16 protein-coding genes are annotated in these 16,658 nt (G+C 63.7%); 5 read left to right on the top strand and 11 right to left on the bottom strand.

Annotation, left to right across the window (positions count from 1 at the left end; genetic code table 11):
- Positions 1–26 precede the first annotated feature (26 nt).
- The 8 genes from GTP27_RS10600 to GTP27_RS10565 all read right to left on the bottom strand — a co-directional run bounded on the left by GTP27_RS10600 (position 27) and on the right by GTP27_RS10565 (position 7,104).
- Positions 27–431, bottom strand: a complete 405-nt coding sequence (locus GTP27_RS10600; protein WP_161039154.1) for a response regulator — start codon at positions 429–431, stop codon at positions 27–29.
- Between the two features lie 107 nt (positions 432–538).
- Positions 539–2,071, bottom strand: a complete 1,533-nt coding sequence (locus GTP27_RS10595; protein ID WP_161039153.1) for a cryptochrome/photolyase family protein — start codon at positions 2,069–2,071, stop codon at positions 539–541.
- 2 nt (positions 2,072–2,073) lie between these two features.
- The gene (locus GTP27_RS10590) at positions 2,074–2,568 is read right to left on the bottom strand and encodes a TspO/MBR family protein (RefSeq protein WP_161039152.1); all 495 of its coding nucleotides are present in this window, start codon (positions 2,566–2,568) and stop codon (positions 2,074–2,076) included.
- Between the two features lie 70 nt (positions 2,569–2,638).
- Complete coding sequence (locus GTP27_RS10585) at positions 2,639–3,061, bottom strand: nuclear transport factor 2 family protein (protein ID WP_161039151.1); 423 nt, start codon at positions 3,059–3,061, stop codon at positions 2,639–2,641.
- On the bottom strand, positions 3,058–3,840 hold the full coding sequence (locus GTP27_RS10580; RefSeq protein WP_161039150.1) for an SDR family NAD(P)-dependent oxidoreductase: 783 nt from the start codon (positions 3,838–3,840) through the stop codon (positions 3,058–3,060). The genes GTP27_RS10585 and GTP27_RS10580 overlap by 4 nt, the downstream gene beginning before the upstream one ends.
- Before the next feature lie 14 nt (positions 3,841–3,854).
- Positions 3,855–5,060 carry an SAM-dependent methyltransferase gene (locus GTP27_RS10575; RefSeq protein ID WP_161039149.1) on the bottom strand — a complete coding sequence of 402 codons (1,206 nt, stop codon included), beginning with the start codon at positions 5,058–5,060 and terminating at the stop codon, positions 3,855–3,857.
- Entirely contained in the window at positions 5,057–5,830 is a 774-nt protein-coding gene (locus tag GTP27_RS10570) for a DUF1365 domain-containing protein (protein ID WP_161039148.1), read from the bottom strand. Before GTP27_RS10570 ends, GTP27_RS10575 begins: the two co-directional genes overlap by 4 nt.
- Complete coding sequence (locus GTP27_RS10565) at positions 5,827–7,104, bottom strand: NAD(P)/FAD-dependent oxidoreductase (protein ID WP_161039147.1); 1,278 nt, start codon at positions 7,102–7,104, stop codon at positions 5,827–5,829. Before GTP27_RS10565 ends, GTP27_RS10570 begins: the two co-directional genes overlap by 4 nt.
- Before the next feature lie 96 nt (positions 7,105–7,200).
- On the opposite strand from GTP27_RS10565, the gene GTP27_RS10560 reads away from it, so the two are divergent.
- Positions 7,201–7,806 (top strand): TetR/AcrR family transcriptional regulator, encoded by a 606-nt coding sequence (locus GTP27_RS10560; protein ID WP_161039146.1) that lies wholly within the window; start codon positions 7,201–7,203, stop codon positions 7,804–7,806.
- A gap of 27 nt (positions 7,807–7,833) precedes the next feature.
- Here GTP27_RS10560 and GTP27_RS10555 read toward each other — a convergent pair whose 3' ends face one another.
- From GTP27_RS10555 to GTP27_RS10545, 3 genes are all read right to left on the bottom strand, one after another.
- Positions 7,834–8,469 (bottom strand): protein phosphatase CheZ, encoded by a 636-nt coding sequence (locus tag GTP27_RS10555; protein WP_161039145.1) that lies wholly within the window; start codon positions 8,467–8,469, stop codon positions 7,834–7,836.
- Positions 8,470–8,622: 153 nt separating this feature from the next.
- Entirely contained in the window at positions 8,623–9,996 is a 1,374-nt protein-coding gene (locus tag GTP27_RS10550; RefSeq protein ID WP_161039144.1) for a sensor histidine kinase, read from the bottom strand.
- Positions 9,993–10,676: a response regulator transcription factor gene (locus tag GTP27_RS10545; protein ID WP_161039143.1), complete on the bottom strand. Its 684-nt coding sequence runs from the start codon at positions 10,674–10,676 to the stop codon at positions 9,993–9,995. Before GTP27_RS10545 ends, GTP27_RS10550 begins: the two co-directional genes overlap by 4 nt.
- A 166-nt stretch (positions 10,677–10,842) precedes the next feature.
- Here GTP27_RS10545 and GTP27_RS10540 point away from each other — a divergent pair, with 166 nt between their 5' ends.
- From GTP27_RS10540 to GTP27_RS10525, 4 genes are read left to right on the top strand one after another with little or no spacing between them, the layout of a single operon-like run.
- Positions 10,843–11,997, top strand: coding sequence for an efflux RND transporter periplasmic adaptor subunit (locus tag GTP27_RS10540; protein WP_229633660.1), 1,155 nt, complete (start codon positions 10,843–10,845; stop codon positions 11,995–11,997).
- Positions 11,997–15,086, top strand: coding sequence for an efflux RND transporter permease subunit (locus GTP27_RS10535; RefSeq protein WP_161039141.1), 3,090 nt, complete (start codon positions 11,997–11,999; stop codon positions 15,084–15,086). The genes GTP27_RS10540 and GTP27_RS10535 overlap by 1 nt, the downstream gene beginning before the upstream one ends.
- Positions 15,076–15,396 carry a DUF3240 family protein gene (locus GTP27_RS10530; protein WP_161039140.1) on the top strand — a complete coding sequence of 107 codons (321 nt, stop codon included), beginning with the start codon at positions 15,076–15,078 and terminating at the stop codon, positions 15,394–15,396. The genes GTP27_RS10535 and GTP27_RS10530 overlap by 11 nt, the downstream gene beginning before the upstream one ends.
- Positions 15,393–16,658 carry a TolC family protein gene (locus GTP27_RS10525; protein ID WP_161039139.1) on the top strand — a complete coding sequence of 422 codons (1,266 nt, stop codon included), beginning with the start codon at positions 15,393–15,395 and terminating at the stop codon, positions 16,656–16,658. Before GTP27_RS10530 ends, GTP27_RS10525 begins: the two co-directional genes overlap by 4 nt.

Below are 16,658 nucleotides of genomic sequence, written 5' to 3'. Positions count from 1 at the left end.
TGCGGCAAAGGTCCGTGCAGAGCGCTTCAGGCAGCGACGCTGCGCTTCTGCACGATCTTCTCGATCTTTTCTTTGAGGGTGGCGCTGGTGAACGGCTTGACGATGTAGCCGTCGGCGCCCGCTTGGGCAACCGAGAGGATGTTGTCGCGCTTGCCTTCCGCAGTGACGATCAGCACCGGCATCTTGCGGAACTCGCGGGTCGAGCGCACGGTTTTCAGCAGCTCCAGCCCATCCATCTGCGGCATGTTCAGATCGGTGATGATGAAGTTGATCGGCGGGACGGAATCGTTGTGGTTGAGACGGGCCAGCGCTTCGCGTCCGTCGGCAGCTTCCGTCACTTTGCCGTAGCCGAGATCTTTCAGCAGGTTGCCGATCACGGCCCGCATACCTGAAAAATCATCGACGACGAGAAAGTGTAAATCCGCAAGCATGTGCAACCTTAGATTCTTAAAACGCGTATGCCCCAATATGGGCAATTTTGGCGAGCCAGCATCTTATCATTAACCCGAGCTTCTGTCCCGTAGAGGGGGCATCCGGGTTAGAGATTTTCCAGCGTGGCGCGGGTCTGCGCTGCCTGTTCCTGCAGTTGCGCCAGTGCCGTGCCATCCATTTTTCTGAGCTGCTGGTACACCATGCCCAGACGGTGATTCTTGCTCAGAGTGGCGGCGTTACGCAGGAAGAAATCCCAGTACAGCGCGTTGTACGGACAAGCCCGTTCGCCGCTGCGCTGCTTCTTCTGGTAGTGGCAACCTTTGCAATAGTCACTCATGCGGTCGATATACGCGGCGCTCGCCACATAGGGCTTGGTGGCGAGCAGCCCGCCATCGGCAAACTGGCTCATGCCCAGCGTGTTGGGCAGCTCCACCCATTCGAAGGCATCGATATACACGCCCAGATACCATTCGTGCAGCGCTTGCGGCGACAGCCCCGCCAGCAGGCTGAAATTCCCGATCACCATCAGCCGGTTGATGTGGTGGCTGTGCGCATGTTCGAGCGACTGGCCAATCGCCGCGGCCAGACAGCGCATGCGCGTGTCGCCGCTCCAGAACCAGTGCGGCAGCGGCGCTTGATGGCCGAAGGCGTTGAGCTGGTCATAGCCCGGCATGCGGTGCCAGTACACGCCGCGCACATATTCGCGCCAGCCCAGAATCTGGCGGATGTAGCCTTCAGCCGAGGCCAGTGGCACGTGGCCCTCATGGTAGGCCGCCTCGACCCGGGCCACCACGGTTTGCGGATCGAGCATCTTGCTATTCATCGCGAACGAGAGCAGCGAATGAAATAGCCGCCATGCCTTGCTGCTCATGGCGTCCTGAAAGCGGCCGAAGTGAGGCAGTGCCACGCTGATGAAATCGTCCAGCTGTTGCAGCGCCTCGGCGCGATTGAGCGGCCAGCGGAAGTCATCGGCATGCGGCTGGCCGAAACTGGCCACGCCCGCGTCCTGTATGGTCTGCCACAGCGCACTATGGTCGTGATGGGGGCGCTGGTCCGACGGTTCCCACGGCAGGCCGGGCCAGGATGCGCGGTTGTCGTGATCGAAGTTCCACTGCTCGCCCAGCGGCTGTCCGCCGGCCGTCATCAGCACGCCGTGGCGGCTACGCATCTGGCGGTAGAAGGATTCCATCAGCCAGCGCGCGCGCCCATCAAAATGGCGCGCAGCTTCATCGCGGCTGGCGAAGAAGTGTTCGCTATCGTCCATCTGCGCCGGTATCGCCAGCTGCGCCGCATAGGCTTTGAGCTGCTGGTCCAGCCGGTATTCGTCCGGTGCCTGCCAGTGCAGCGCGCTGGCACTATAGTGCGCGATCAGGTGGTCGAGATTGGCGGTGAGCGACTGGCGGTTCGCGGCATCGTCGATGCGCAGGTAATGCACGCGATGCCCGGCCGCTTGCAGTTGTGTGGCCAGTGCGCGCATCGCGGCGAAGATGGCGATAATTTTCTGCGCATGATGCAGTACGTAGTCGGTTTCCTGTCGCACTTCCATCAGCACGAACACCACTTCCGGCGCAGTGTGACGGAACCAGCTGTGCTGGCAGTTAAGCTGGTCACCCAGTATCAGCTTGAGGGTAGTCGCCATGTTCAGCCCAGCTGTACCGGATTAAGCTGCCAGATGGTGTAGCACAGCACACCTGCAAAGCTCACCCAGGCGATGTAGGGAAACAGCAGCCAGGCGCTCAGCCGTTCGAGCCGGTAAAAGCGGATCAGCGTGGCCAGTATCAGTGCCCACATCGCAAGCAAGCACAGGAACGCCGCCGCACCCAGATGCCAGCCGAAAAATAGCCAGCTCCAAAGCGCATTCAGTGCCAGTTGCGCCGCATACAAGAGCAGCGCCGTGCGGGCCGCGCCAGACGGCTGGCGGCTGATACGCCAGGCCGCGATGGCCATCAGCAGATACAGCACACTCCATACGGGGCCGAACAGCCACGCCGGTGGCGCCCATGCAGGCTGCGTCAAGGCGGCATAGAAGGCTGCTGCAGAAACCGAAGCGCGTGCGCCTAGGGCGGCGCAGGCGAATGTGAGCGGAAACCAGATCAGCTGATAGGCGAGGGCGGTGCGGGCGGAATTGGAAGTCATGGTATGAGACATAAAGCAGTACAGCAAATGGAGGAAAACAATAGTGCAGCAGCCCGGCGGGCGGCGCGCCTTAGCCGGTATGCACGCGGAATTTGCCGCGCAGCCAGCGTATCGGCCCACCCACGACTGGCAGCTTTTGCAGCAGCTCTTCCGCCGCGTCCCAGTAGTCACGGTGCATGGTCACCCGCCCCTGCGCGTCGAAGCACAGATGGCTGCCGCCCTCTATCTGGTAAGTCTGGCCGCGCAGGCCGAAGCTGAACATCCACGTCGCAAAGGCCTGCCGGTCCTGCACGATGCAGCCGGTAATGACGAAGCGCGGCTGCTCGGTGCTAGCAAACATGTGTTCGAAGATAGCCATGATGGCAGGCAGGCCCTGTACGTCGTTGAAAGGATCGCGAAAGCGTGCATCCGGCGCGTAATAGCGGGCAGCGAGCCCCAGCGTCTGCGGCGTGAGCGTGGCGTACCAGTCCAGCAGAGGTGTTGCGATGTTCATGTGGGCACCAGAAAATGCGTCATCAGGGCAAAGCGCAGGCGATAGGGCAGCCAGCGCAGCAGCTTGAGCACCAGCGTGAAGCGGCGCGGGAAATGGATTTCGAAGGCGCCGGCGCTCAGACCCTTGCGTATCGCCGTGGCAGCCGCCTGCGGCGTCTGCAGGGCGGGCATGGTGAAATCGTTCTTGGCGGTGAGCGGCGTCTGTACGAAACCGGGATTGATCAGGTACACGCCCAAGCCCCGTGGGCGCAGGTCGGCGTACAGGAGTTCGGCCAGATTGATCAGCGCGGCCTTGCTCGGGCCATACACTGTGGCATTGGGCAGGCCTATATAGCCGGCCACGCTGGCGACGATGGCGATACCGCCGCTGCCGCGCGCCAGCATGTCCGGCAACACGGTGGCGAGGCCGGTGTACACGCTGCCCAGATTTACCGCCAGCGTGCGGGCGGCGCCATCCGGCGTGACCTGCCAGCTGCGCTCCGGGTGGTAGTCGGCAGCGCAGAACACAATCAGGTCGACGCCGCCGAAGCGGCTGCACACCTGCTGATAGCGCTGCTGCCAGTCAGTCTGGCTGAGGATGTCGAACGGCGCAATCAGCGCGTCCGGTGCGGCGGCGGCAACTGCCTGCAGGCGCTCGACCCGGCGCGCCGATAGGGCCACGCGCGCACCGGCGCCCAGCATCTCCTGGGCGAGTGCGGCGCCGATGCCGCTGGAGGCGCCGATCAGCCACACACGCTGGTTGCGCCAGTCGGTGATACGGTCGTTGGGATGGAAGGCCATGATGCGCTTTCCGCTCAGTCTTTGCGCAGATGGAACTGCACGACGTCGGTGCGGCCTTCATCGAACGCTGCTTCGCAGTAGGCAAAATACAGATGCCAGATGCGCAGGAAGCGTTCATCGTATCCCTGTTCCACAATCTGCGGGCGGGTGGCGCGGCACTGCTGGTCCCAGCGGCGCAGGGTTTCGGCATAGTCGCGGCCGAAAGCATGGCGCCCCTGCGGCTGCAGGCCGGCGCGGCGGGCGCCTTGCTCGAAGCGCTCGATACTGGGCAGCATACCGCCGGGGAAAATATACTCCTGGATGAAATCGGTGCTGCTGCGGTAGCGGTCGAAGTGCTGCTCGCCGATGGTGATCGACTGCACCAGTGCCTGGCCGCCCGGCTTCAGGCGCGCCTGCAGGGTGCGGAAGTATTCGGGCCAGTACTGTTCGCCTACCGCTTCGAACATCTCGATCGATACAATGGCGTCGTAGCTGCCCTGCAGATCGCGGTAGTCGCACAGTTCCACCTGTGCGCGCTGCTCCAGGCCCAGTGCCTGCAGGCGCTGGCGGGCGATCGCCAGCTGCGATGGCGAGATCGTGACGCCATGCACATGTATGCCTTGCAGTGCTGCCTGTTCGGCAAAACCGCCCCAGCCGCAACCCACTTCCAGCACGCGGTCGCCCGGGCGCAATTGCAGGGTATCGATGATGCGCTGGTATTTGCGGCGCTGGGCTTCGCGCAGGGTCAGGCTGTAGTCGCCGTCGAACAGCGCGCTCGAGTAGGTCCAGCTCTGGTCCAGCCACAGGCGGTAAAAGTCATTGCCGATATCGTAGTGGGCGTGGATGTTGCGCTGGCTGCCTTTGCGGGTGTTCGGGCGCAGCCAGTGGCGCAGGCGGTACCAGCAGCGCGCCAGTAGGCCGCCAAACAGTACCTGATCGAGCGCGTCCTCGTTGCGTAGCGCCAGCCGTAGCAGGGGTGTCAGTTCCGTCGTGCTGATCCAGCCGGCGCCATAGGCCTCGGCAAAACCGATATCGCCAGCCTGCAGCACCCGCTGGCAGGCACGCCAGTCGTGCACATGCAGTACAGCGTGGATGCCGCTATGCGCGTCGCCGTACAGCAAGCGGGTGCCATCGGGCGTGATCAGTTCCAGGTGGCCGTGGCGCAGTTTGCCTAACAGGCCGAGAAACAGCCGTGCGGAGGCGGGAACAGTGCTGGCGGGATTGGTCAGTATGTGGGTCATTGGGTGATCTCCTGATGCACGGTAGTCGAATGGAGCGGCGCTTGCGGCTGGCGGAAGAAGGGCACGCGCTTGAGCCACAGGCGCAAAGCCTGCCAGTGGATACGGGCGACGATGCCCACGCCCAGCAGGGGAAAGCGCAGCAGCGCTGCCAGCACGGCCCGATCGTCGAGCGGGCGAGGGCGCCCACTGACGGAGGTGCGCAGCAGCAGGCCCTGCGCATCGTAGTAATCGATGCTGGTACTGTGCGCCGGCTGCGCCAGCCGGAAGCGGAAGCGGTAGTGCCCCTCGACTGCGCAGAAAGGCGAAACGTGCATATGCTTGCTGGCCTGTACGCTATGGTGCCGGCCATCTGCCCCGCCCAGCGTGAGCAGGTAGCGGTGAGTCTCGCCGAACGTGCTATTGACTTCTGCCAGTACGGCACGTAGCTGGCCCTGCGCATCATGGCAGTGCCAGAAGCTGACGGGGTTGAACACATAGCCGAACACGCGGGGAAAGGTCTGCAGCCAGATCGCGCCATCGGCTGCCACGCCGTGGCTAGCCAGTAGCTGGCGCATCCACAGGGCGAGGCTGCTGCCGTCGCGCGGCCCGTAATCGCGCGTGCGCACTGACAGCGGGCGCCAGCGGTCGATGCCGAACCAGCGCGTGCCGGCCTGTTCCAGCTGGTCCAGATTGAGGCGCACGTAGCAGACCGGATAGACAAAACGGTGGGCTGTCGGGCGCAGGCGCGCATGCATGACCTGTCCCTGTAGCAGCTGGGCGGCGTGGTTCATGGCAGGCTGGCCCAGGCAGGGGCAAGGTTAAACGCGCGGGCAATGCGCAGGGCCGATTTCAGGCCGTCCTCATGGAAGCCATAACCGGTCCACGCACCGGCAAACCAGACGCGGTCCTTGCCCTGTATCTGTGCCAGTGCCTGTTGGGCGTCGATGGCTGGCTGGTCCATGATGGGATGCTCGTACTGGAAACTGGCCAGCGTGTGCTGAGCGGCGGGCGGCGTGTGCGGGTTGAGCGTGACCATCACCGGTGTGCTGAACGGCAGCTGCTGCAACTGGTTGAGCCAGTAGCTGACGCACACAGGGCGCTGGCCATCCTGCATCGGCGCGGACAGGTAGTTCCAGGCCGACCAGACTTTGCGCAGACGCGGCATCAGCGCCAGATCGGTGTGCAGATAGGCGGTGTTGGGCTGGTAGCGCACGCCGGCCAGCACGGCCCGCTCTGCGCCACTGGCATCGAGCAGGGCCAGCGTGGTGGGCGCGTGGGTGGCGAATATCACGGTGTCGTATTGCTCGCTGCCTTGCGCTGTCGTGACCGTTACGCCCGCGGCATGGCGGCGTACTTGCTGCACCGGGCTATTGAGGCGGCAATCAGGCAGGGTGGCGGCAATCTTGCGCACATAGTTGCGCGCGCCGCCCTGTACTGTGCGCCATTGAGGCCGGTTATTCACCTGCAGCAGCGCATGATTGAGGCAGAAGCGCAGGAAGGTCGTGGCCGGAAACTGCAGGATATCGCTGGGCGAACTGGACCAGATCGCTGCGGCCATAGGCAGCAGATAGGCGTCGCGGAAGCTGGCGCCGTAGCCGTTGTCGGCGAGCAGCTGGCCCAGCGTCATGGGCTGCTGCTGCGCCAGCGCGAGGAAGCGCGCGGCATGACGGTTGAAATGCAGGATGTCGCGCACCATGCGCAGGAACTGCGGCCGCAGCAGGTTGCGGCGCTGGGCAAACACTGTGTCGAGGCTGGTGCCGGCCCATTCCAGCGCACCGTCGGCCATCGAAACAGCGAACGACATATCGCTGGCCGTGCTGGCCACGCCGAGTTCGTCGAACAGGGCTATCAGATTGGGGTAGGTAAGCTCGTTGTACACCAGAAAGCCGGTATCGACCCCATGGGTGTGGCCTTCCAGCGTGACATCGACAGTATTGGTATGCCCGCCCAGATAGCTGCCCGCCTCGTAGAGCACCACCTGATGCTGGCGATGGAGGAAGTAGGCGCTGGCCAGGCCGCTGATGCCCGCGCCGATAATCGCGATGCGTTGTGGTGTCGAAGTCATAGTCTATGGGGATGGTGTAGGCCGTTGCTCTACCGGCGTGCTAATATTACTACTAGCCAAACCAAAATGCTACTGATTAGTAGCTAAATTTTACCAATGAGTATCTTCAATAAATTAAGCTTTAAAAATCAGGCATTTAAGCTGCGCGAGCACGCCATCCTCGATGCGACCACGTCTGTACTCAGTAGCAAAGGCTATGATCTGATGACGATGGACGACGTCGCCGGTGCAGTCGGTATCTCCAAGCCCAGCCTGTATAAGCACTTCAAATCGAAGGAAGAACTGGTGGGCGAGGCGCTGATCCGGCTGCTCGACGGCGCGCTGGACTTTATGGGGGAACTCGATGCGGGCCTGGGGCCGCTGGAGAAGCTGCAAGCTTTGCTGGAGTGGGCTTTACGCGTGCGGCTGGACGGCGGCCTGCCATTTCTGCCATCGACCAGCGCCCATGTGCGCGACATGTTGATGCGCAACGTCAAATACATGCTGAAAGTGCTGAAACTGAACCGCCAGCTGGAAACCCTGGTTAAGCAGGCCCAGCAACAAGGCCTGCTGAATGCGGAACTGCCCAGCGACGTGATTCTGTTCAGCTACTATGCCCGCACCTGCGATCCGGCAGTGGAATATCTGCAGAAGTTCAGCAAGATGTCCACCGATGCTATCGTCAGCAATATGCTGAAAGTGTGCTTTGAAGGACTGAAGTAAGCCCGCGCCAGCGCGGCTGATGGCCGATCAGAAGCCCAGATCAGCCAGCAGGTCGTCCACGTCGTCCTGTTTGAGCGCAATCCCGCCTGCTGCGCCCGGGCCGGCCAGCAGTTCCTCCTTGTTGAGGCGCGATAGCGCGCCGGGCGGCGCCGCATCGATCAGCAGCTTGAGCAGATCGTTTTCCGTGCGCTCCAGTACCGACACTACTTTCTTGATCAGCTGGCCGGTGAGGTCCTGGAAATCTTGCGACAGCATGATATCGGACAGGGCGCCGTGGGTCACGTCGTGCCCCGCGCGCGCCTGCGACAGATAGCTGAGCGTCTGCATCATCAGCTGCTGCATAGGCGGCGGGAGGTCGGCACCGCTAGCGGACAGTGCCAGCCATTGCTGCTGCAATTGCTCCGCATCGCTGGCCAGCGTCTCCTGTATCGGCTGCACCTGCTCGACCTTGTTCAGCACAGTATTGGCAGCCCGTTCCGTCAACTCGCCGATATGCAGCAGCCGCTCGCGCGCCGATGGCAATTCGCATACGGCGTCGGCCAGCGCTTCGTCGGCGCCCAGTTCGCACAGGGCATCGTGCAGATCGCGCACGATCAGACCAAGGCGGGCAAATACGGCGGTCTGGTTGGTCGTGGGTACTGCGGAGGTGGTAATCCCGGTCATGCCAGCATCCTTCTCATCGAGCTTGTTGACGTGGCTTGCACAGCTTGAGGAATTGTCATTGAATACATCAATGTTTTCCAGCAGCAACCACAATGGCTCAATAATGCCCCAATTCAACAAATTATTCAATAAATTTGTTGAATTTAATTTTTTTTATAATTTCAGATGAGGTGGCGGGAAGATAATCCGTATGCACAAGCCGTGGCCGCTTGCAGCATCGCCCAGCGTGATGCTGGCGCCATGCATTTCCACGATCTGGCGCACGATGGACAGGCCCAGGCCACTGCCGGGCTGGCTGGCGCCGGCTAGCCGCACAAAGCGTTCGAATACCCGTTCGCGCATGGCAGACGGAATGCCGGGGCCGGTGTCGCTGATTTCCAGCAGGGCCTGCTGCCCCTGCATGCCGCAGCTTAGCGTGATGCTGCCACCAGCAGGGGTGTAGCGCATGGCGTTCTCCACTAGATTGCGCAGCAGGATCAGCATGGCGTCGGCATTCAGCAGACAGGGCGCGGACGCCAGTTGCGCCTGCAGGCTCAGTTGCTGGCGCGCGGCAGCATCGTGCCAGCCGGGCAGGGCATCGCCGATCAGGCTGGCCAGATCGCGCTGCTCCAGACCGCTACTGCGCTGGTAGAGCGGATCCAGCCGTGACAGCGTCAGCAGCTGGTCCACCAGCCGGCTGGCACGATCGACGCTAACGCCCAGCGCAGCGACAAATTCCTCGCGCTCGCCATCGTTGCGGGCCCGCTGTATCACCTGCAGATTGGTCTTGATCGCGGCAAGCGGCGTGCGCAATTCGTGCGCAGCATCGGCGGTGAAGCGCTGCTCGCGCTCCATGGCGCGCCGTACCCGTTCGAACAGCCGGTTGATGGCCTGCAGCAGGGGCAGCGCTTCGCGCGGCACACCGTTCAGGCTGACATCGGCCAGATCGTTGGGCGTGCGGCTGGCAACTTCGCCCGTGCTCCGCTGCAGCCCGCGAAATAGCCGGCGCACGCTCCACCAGATCGCCAGCGCTGCCAGCGCCACCAGTGCCAGCGCGAAGCCGCTGAGTTTGTAGGCAAATCGGTGCGAAATATCCTTGCGGTGGGTCACCGGCTCGGCGACCTGTATCTGCAACTGGCCGCTATTGCTCCAGCTGGCATACACGCGCTGGCGGCCGTCCGCGCCATCGAGCCAGCGCATGCCGCTATCGGCCTGACGCCAGATCGGCTGGTCGGGCGCACCGGGATTCTTGTAGAGTAGATGGCCCTGCCGGTCCCAGATCTGGTACAGCAGATACTGGCGGTGGTCGCGTTCGGCAGGCATGGCAACAATGATAGGCGAAGCGCTGCCATGTTCGCGCACTTCGTATTCGGCCAGCGACAGCAGCAGGTGGGCGGTTTCCTCCAGCGACTGGTCGAACAGTTCCTGACTCTCGGCATCGGCTTCGACATAGACGATGATGGCGCTGAGCGCCCACAGGGCCAGCGTGAGCCCGATCAGCCAGCGGAACAGGGCGTTGCGTAGGGACCAGGCAGCGGCCCTGCTCATGTGGCGGCACCACTTTCGCTCAGCGGCTTATCGATGCAGTAGCCGATGGCATGCACGGTGCGGATCAGCGCGCGCCCCAGTTTCTTGCGCAGGTGGTGGATGTGCACCTGTATGGCATTGCTTTCCACTTCCTCGCCCCAGCCGTACAGGCTTTCTTCCAGCTGCAAACGGCTGAGGATGCGTCCGCGGTTTTCGATCAGCGTCAGCAGGATGCTGTATTCGCGCAGGGTGAGCGGCACGTCGATGCCGGCTTTGCGCACATGGCGGTCGGCTACGTCGATCACGATATCGCCATGGGTGACGGTAGTGCGGCTACGTCCGCTCGCGCGCCGTGCAGCGCTGCGGATGCGGGCCGTCAGCTCATCCAGATCAAAGGGCTTGATGATGAAGTCGTCCGCACCGCCATCGAGGCCGGCGATACGGCCCGGTATCTGGTCGCGCGCCGTCACGATCAGGATGGCGCCTTCATAAGCGCCGGCGCGCAGGGCGGCCAGTATGCTCATGCCGTCGCGGTCGGGCAGGCCCAGATCCAGCAGCACGCAGCCATACTGGTGCAGGCGGGCGGCAGTCAGCGCACTTTCGCCGCTGTTGACCCAGTCCACTGCATAGCCGCTCTGTTCCAGCCCGATCTGGGTGGCCCGGCCCAGTTGCGGATCGTCTTCTGCCAGCAAAATCCTCACGTTGCACTCCTGATCTGTTCATAGCGCCGATGCTAGTTCCCGCTTGTTAAGAACTTCTTAACAACTGGATTCCACTATGCCGACTATTGTTAAACAGCACTACACTCCCATGAAATCCACTCTATTCTGCCTGTCTTTCCGGCGTAGCAGTATCTCAGCGGCAATTTTGCTCTCTACCGTGCTAGGGGTGCAACTGCCGCTATGCGCTGCACCGCTGGCAGCGCAGCAGATATCCATCAGCGCGGCGGAGCGTAGCCGTAGCGGCATCCAGACAGCCGTCGCAGTGGCCGCCAGTAGCGAGGTCCCGGGCCATGGCGGCGCCAATGATCTGGCACTGGCCGGCACCGTGGTGGCGCCGCCGGCCTTGCTGGCCGTAGCCAGCACACCCTATGCGGGGGTAGTGCAGCAGGTGCATGCCAGCAGCCTGCAGGCGGTGCGTCAGGGGACGGCCCTGCTGACCATGCATAGCCAGGCGTGGCTGGAAGTGCAGCGCGACTATATTCAGGCGGCAACGCAGGCAGCGCTAGCGGAAGCGCGGGCAAAGCGCGATGCTGCGTTGCATGCCGAGGGCATCATTGCCGAAGTAAGGCTGGAGGAAAGCCGCAGCGCCGCCATGCTGGCCCGGCTGAATGCGGACGAACGGGCACAGGCCCTGCGCGCCGGTGGCTGGGACAGCAAAGCTATCCAGAACCTGCTGCGTAGCCGCGCGCTGACGCCCGAGCTGGTGCTGCGGGCACCGCGCGCCGGTACCCTGCTGGAACTGAGTGCCGATGCCGGCGCCCGGCTCGATGCCGGCATGCCGGTAGCGCGCATCAGCCGTAGCGGCCCATTGTGGATAGAGCTGCAGGCCAGCCGCGCTCAGGCCGAACGCCTGCGGGTGGGGGAAGTGCTGCAGGTGCAGGGCTGCGGTAGTGCCCGCGTTATCGCGCTTGGCAGTGCCGTCAGCACGGCCAACCAGAGCGTGGCCGTGCGTGCCGAACAGCTAGCTACGGATGATTGTCTGAAGCTGAACGCTTATGTGGAGGCGCGCATGGCACCGGCCAGCAAGGTCGCTGCCGCACAGGCGCAGGGGGTGCTGGTGCCGGCATCGGCACTGGTGCGGCGCGGTGCCGAAAGCTATGTATTCGTGCAGAATGCGGCGGGTTTCATGGCCACTCCCGTACAGGCGGTGCAGGCCGGCGCAGATCTGGTACGGGTGACGGGCAAGGTCGCTGCCGGCGATGCCGTGGCCGTCAAAGGGCTGGTGGTGCTCAAGGGCAGCTGGGCCGGGCTGGGCAAGGAAGAAGCAGCCAGTGCGCCGGCTAGCGCAGGAGGCAAATAATGCTGGCCCGCCTGATCGCCATGTCGCTGGCGCAGCGGCTGCTGGTACTGGTCCTGACGGTGCTGCTGATGGCGGCCGGTGTGCGCGCCTTCCAGGGTTTGCCCATCGACGCCTTTCCTGATGTGTCTAGCACACAGGTAAAGATCATCATGAAGGCGCCCGGCATGACGCCGGGCGAGGTGGAATCCCGTATCGTCGCGCCTATCGAGCAGGAGCTGCTGGGCATACCGCGCCAGGTGATGCTGCGCTCCCAGTCCAAGTATGCGATCGCCGACATCACGCTGGATTTCGAAGAAGGCACGGACGTGTTCTGGGCCCGCCAGCAGGTGAGCGAACGCCTGTCCGGAGTGATGAAGGATCTGCCGGCAGCCGCCAGTGGCGGGCTGGCACCGATTACCACGCCGCTCGGCGAAATCTATATGTTCACCATCGAAGGGCCGTTAAGCCAGATGGAAAAACGCAGCCTGCTGGACTGGGGGATCCGGCCGCAGTTGCGCAATATTCCCGGCGTGGCCGACGTGAATGCGCTCGGCGGTCTGGCCCGCAGTTTCGAGGTGGTGCCCGATCTGGCAGCGCTGGCGGCACGGCGCATTTCGCTGACGCAGTTGCAGCAGGCGCTGGAAATGAACAACCGCAGCGATGGCGCCGGACGGCTGAGCGACGGCGAAGAAGCGCTGCTGATCCGCAGCGATGGCAGCGTGCGTACGGTGGACGATGTGCGCGCCATCGTCGTGCGCGCCAGCGACGGACAGGTGGTGACGCTGGGGCAGGTGGCCAGTGTGCGGGAAGGCGCGCTGACACGCTATGGCGCCGTCACCCAGAATGGTGCGGGCGAAGCGGTGGAAGGTCTGGTGCTGGCCATGCGCGGCGCCAATGCCCAGCAGGTACTGGCACAGGTGCGCAGCCGGCTGGCCGAACTGGCGCCTACGCTACCGAAAGGCACTACCATCAGCCCGTTCTATGACCGCGGCAATCTGGTGGCACGTGCCGTCAATACCGTGGTCAAGGCACTGGCCGAAGCGACCGTGCTGGTGGTGGTGCTGCTCTACGTTTTCCTCGGCAATGTACGCTCGGCGCTGGTGGTGGCCTGCATACTGCCGCTGGCGGCGCTGGGGACGTTTGTGCTGATGCAGAGTTTCGGCCTGAGTGCCAATCTGATGTCGCTGGGCGGGCTGGCCATTGCGATCGGCATGCTGGTCGATGCGGCCGTGGTAGTGGTCGAGAATATCGAAGCGCATGGTGATGGCAGTGCAAGGGGCATGGCACGCCTGCACGTCATCTACCGCGCCGTGCGCGAAGTGGCGCTGCCGGTGACGGCCGGTATGCTGGTGATCATGATCGTGTTTCTGCCACTGCTGTCGCTGCAAGGGCTGGAAGGCAAGCTGTTTGCACCGGTAGCGCTGACCATCATCTTTGCGCTCGGTGCTTCGCTGCTGTGCTCATTGACCGTGATCCCCGTGCTGGCCTCGCTGCTGATGGGCAGTCATCAGCATCCCACGCCCAGACTGGTGCAGTATCTGGAACAGGTGTACACGCGCTGGCTGCAGCGTGCCATGGCGGCCGAGAAGAAAGTGCTGGCGGGGGCGGGCGCGGCGCTGCTGGTGGCTATCGGGCTGTTCATGGTAGTGGGCAAATCCTTCATGCCGACGCTCGATGAAGGCGACATCATCATGCAGATCGAGAAGCTGCCGTCGGTCAGTCTGGCCGAGTCGGCGCGGCTCGATGGCGAAATCCAGCGCGCCATTCTGGCCGAAGTGCCGGATGTGCTGCGCATCGTAGCGCGCGCGGGCTCGGACGAACTGGGGCTGGACCCCATGGGCTTGAACGAGACCGATACCTTCATGGTGCTCAAGCCGCGCGACCAGTGGCAAAGCCGCAGCAAGGAAGATCTGATGGACGCCTTGCGCAAGGCCACCGCCAGCTTCCCCGGCATTAATCTGAGCTTCACCCAGCCGATCGAGATGCGGACTTCCGAAATGCTGTCCGGCGTGCGTGGCGATGTGGCCATCAAGGTGTATGGCCCCGATACCGCGCAGCTGGACGCGCTCGGTGCCCAGATTGTGCGGCAGGTACAGGCAATTAGCGGTAGCGAAGACGTGCTGACGGTGAAGAACGAAGGCGTGCAGTATCTGCAGGTTGAAGTGGACCGGCTGGCCGCTGGCCGTATGGGTTTGAGCGTGGAGCAGATCCAGTCCGATCTGCGTACCCTGATCGAAGGCCGCATTGCCGGGGTGGTGGTGGAGGGCGGGCGGCGCCTGCCGCTGCAGCTGCGCGGGCAGGAAGGTCTGCGCATGTCGCCGGAGCGTTTCGCCCAGTTGCAGCTGCCGCTGGCCGATGGCAGTGCCATTGCGCTGTCTCAGCTTGCGCAGCTCAAGCAGGTCGATGGACCGGTCAAGGTAGAACGCGAGAATGGCAGCCGCATGGTGGTGGTGCGCGCCAATGTGCACGGCCGCGATCTGGTGGGTTTTGTGGAAGAGGCCAAAGCGCGTATTGCCAACACGGTCAAGCTGCCGTCAGGCTATCGCATGGCCTGGGGCGGTCAGTTCGAGAACCAGCAGCGCGCCGCCGCCCGTCTGGCCGTGGTGGTGCCGGTGGCGCTGGCGCTGATCTTCCTGCTGCTGTTCAGCACTCTGCACAGCGTACGGCAGGCGGCACTGGTGTTCGTGAATATTCCGTTCGCGCTGATCGGCGGCGTAGTTGCGCTGGCTGTCTGCGGCGAGTTCCTGTCGGTGCCGGCATCGGTAGGCTTTATCGCGCTGATGGGCATCGCGGTGCTCAACGGGCTGGTGATGATTACCTGCTTTAACCAGCTGGTGGCGCGTGGCATGGCGCTGGGGCAGGTAGTGCTGCAGGGCGCGCAGCGGCGCTTGCGGCCGGTGCTGATGACGGCAACGATTACTGCACTCGGTCTGGTGCCGCTGCTGCTGGCCACGGGCCCCGGCTCGGAGATCCAGAAGCCGCTGGCGATCGTGGTGATCGGCGGGCTGCTCAGCGCCACGCTGCTCACCCTGATCCTGTTACCGATACTTTACCGGCGTTTTGGCGTTGCGCCCGCTGCCGGTGCTGCTGGAGTTGCTGATGAAGCCTGAACCACGATTTGACGCGCTGCTGACACTGACGCTGCCGGTTGCGCTGGAAGATGATGTGCTGGATTTTCTGCTAGACCATCCGCAATGGGCGGGGGGCTATACCGTCACCGATGCACACGGCATGGGCCGCGGCATGCGCCTAAGCACCACGATGGAACAGGTGCAGGGCCGGCGCCGCAGCAAACAGGTCATGATTGCCGGCGAGCAGGCTATTTTGCGCCAGCTGCTGGCGGCACTGGCGGCACAGATACCGAGTAGCGAAGTGAGTTACTGGATCGTGCCGCTGACAGAATTCGGGAGACTGGCATGACAGTAAAAATGAAACTCACGGCGGCGCTGCTTGCGGCGCTCGGACTGGCTGCAGGTGGCGCGCAGGCAGGTGCCCTGAGCCTGCTGCCCGCCGACGCCGTAGTGCGCCAGACGCTGGCGGAATTGCCGCAGCTGCGCGGCAGTGCGCTGGAAAGCGATCTGGCCCGCGCCGAGCAGAAAAAACTGGCCGCCGGCCAGTACGAATGGACGCTGCGGGCTGGTCACAGCCAGCGCAATATCGTCGGCGGCGAGCGTTATCAGGAACAGGAACTGGGGCTCGAACGTACGCTGCGCTGGTTTGGCAAGCGCAGTAAGGATGAGGTCATCGGGGCGCAGACGGTGGCGCTGGCGGCCACCCAGCGCGCCGATACCTGGCACGAAGCCGGTCGTACTTTGCTGGCCGACTGGTTCGAAGCATTGCGCGAGCAGGTAGCGGTGGCGCGCTGGCAGGAACAGCTGGTGGTGGCGCAGGAACTGCAGCAGATGGTAGCCAAGCGGGTCAAGGCAGGCGATGCTGCGCGGCTCGATCTGCTGCAGGCCGAAGCGGAGCTGGGGCGGGTCCGGGCCCAGTTGCAGCAGGCGCAGCTGCGGCTGGAACAGGTACTCGGCCAGTTGCAGCTGAATTACCGTGCACTGCCCGTGCCTCAGCCGGCACAGGCAGTGCAGCTGCCGCAGCCCGAGTTCGGCGATGCCGCAATCGAAACGCTGCAGGCCCGCATACTCGACGACAATCACGAGGTCGAGCTGGCCGAGGCCGGTGCAGCGCTGGCGCGCCTGAAGGCCCAGCGTCAGGAAAGCGAGCGCATGCCCGATCCGACGCTGGCCATGCGTGCGGTACGCGAGCGCGACGGCCAGGAGCGCCTGTTCGGCGTCACCCTGTCGATACCGCTCGGTGGGGCAGCCCGTTCGGCCGAGCGCGATGCGGCTGTGGCGCGAGCGGGCATGGCTCAGGAAAGGCTGGCACTGGTACAGCGCAAGGTGGCCGCCGATGCGCGCCGCGCGGCGACGGACGGGGTGCGCAGTGTCGCCGTGTGGCGCACGCTGGAACAGGTAGCGCAGCAAACGCAGGAACAGGCGCGCCTGATGCTGCGTGCCTATCAGGCTGGCGAACTGGCACTGGCGGAGGCATTGACGGGGCGCCGGCTGGCACTCGATGCGCTGCTGGCTGCCCAGAGCGCGCAGGTCGATGCCTTACAGGCGGAGGCCCGGGTGCGGCTGGACGCCCACGAAATCTGGTCTATCGACGAGCCCAAACACCGCTGA

Origin of the sequence: Duganella qianjiadongensis (genome assembly GCF_009857915.1) — a bacterium.
GTDB lineage: Bacteria > Pseudomonadota > Gammaproteobacteria > Burkholderiales > Burkholderiaceae_D > Rugamonas > Rugamonas qianjiadongensis.
Note: the sequence above shows the minus strand (reverse complement) of the source record. Positions and strands in the feature narration are given on the sequence as shown.

Bases quoted from the DNA above. Each gene is read 5' to 3' on its own strand.
- GTP27_RS10560 (WP_161039146.1), top strand. From the start codon at position 7,201: ATGAGTATCTTCAATAAATTAAGCTTTAAAAATCAGGCATTTAAGCTG.
- GTP27_RS10525 (WP_161039139.1), top strand. From the start codon at position 15,393: ATGACAGTAAAAATGAAACTCACGGCGGCGCTGCTTGCGGCGCTCGGA.
- GTP27_RS10565 (WP_161039147.1), bottom strand. From the start codon at position 7,104: ATGACTTCGACACCACAACGCATCGCGATTATCGGCGCGGGCATCAGC.
- GTP27_RS10575 (WP_161039149.1), bottom strand. From the start codon at position 5,060: ATGACCCACATACTGACCAATCCCGCCAGCACTGTTCCCGCCTCCGCA.
- GTP27_RS10595 (WP_161039153.1), bottom strand. From the start codon at position 2,071: ATGGCGACTACCCTCAAGCTGATACTGGGTGACCAGCTTAACTGCCAG.
- GTP27_RS10590 (WP_161039152.1), bottom strand. From the start codon at position 2,568: ATGACTTCCAATTCCGCCCGCACCGCCCTCGCCTATCAGCTGATCTGG.
- GTP27_RS10550 (WP_161039144.1), bottom strand. From the start codon at position 9,996: ATGAGCAGGGCCGCTGCCTGGTCCCTACGCAACGCCCTGTTCCGCTGG.
- GTP27_RS10530 (WP_161039140.1), top strand. From the start codon at position 15,076: ATGAAGCCTGAACCACGATTTGACGCGCTGCTGACACTGACGCTGCCG.
- GTP27_RS10555 (WP_161039145.1), bottom strand. From the start codon at position 8,469: ATGACCGGGATTACCACCTCCGCAGTACCCACGACCAACCAGACCGCC.
- GTP27_RS10535 (WP_161039141.1), top strand. From the start codon at position 11,997: ATGCTGGCCCGCCTGATCGCCATGTCGCTGGCGCAGCGGCTGCTGGTA.
- GTP27_RS10580 (WP_161039150.1), bottom strand. From the start codon at position 3,840: ATGGCCTTCCATCCCAACGACCGTATCACCGACTGGCGCAACCAGCGT.
- GTP27_RS10570 (WP_161039148.1), bottom strand. From the start codon at position 5,830: ATGAACCACGCCGCCCAGCTGCTACAGGGACAGGTCATGCATGCGCGC.
- GTP27_RS10585 (WP_161039151.1), bottom strand. From the start codon at position 3,061: ATGAACATCGCAACACCTCTGCTGGACTGGTACGCCACGCTCACGCCG.
- GTP27_RS10600 (WP_161039154.1), bottom strand. From the start codon at position 431: ATGCTTGCGGATTTACACTTTCTCGTCGTCGATGATTTTTCAGGTATG.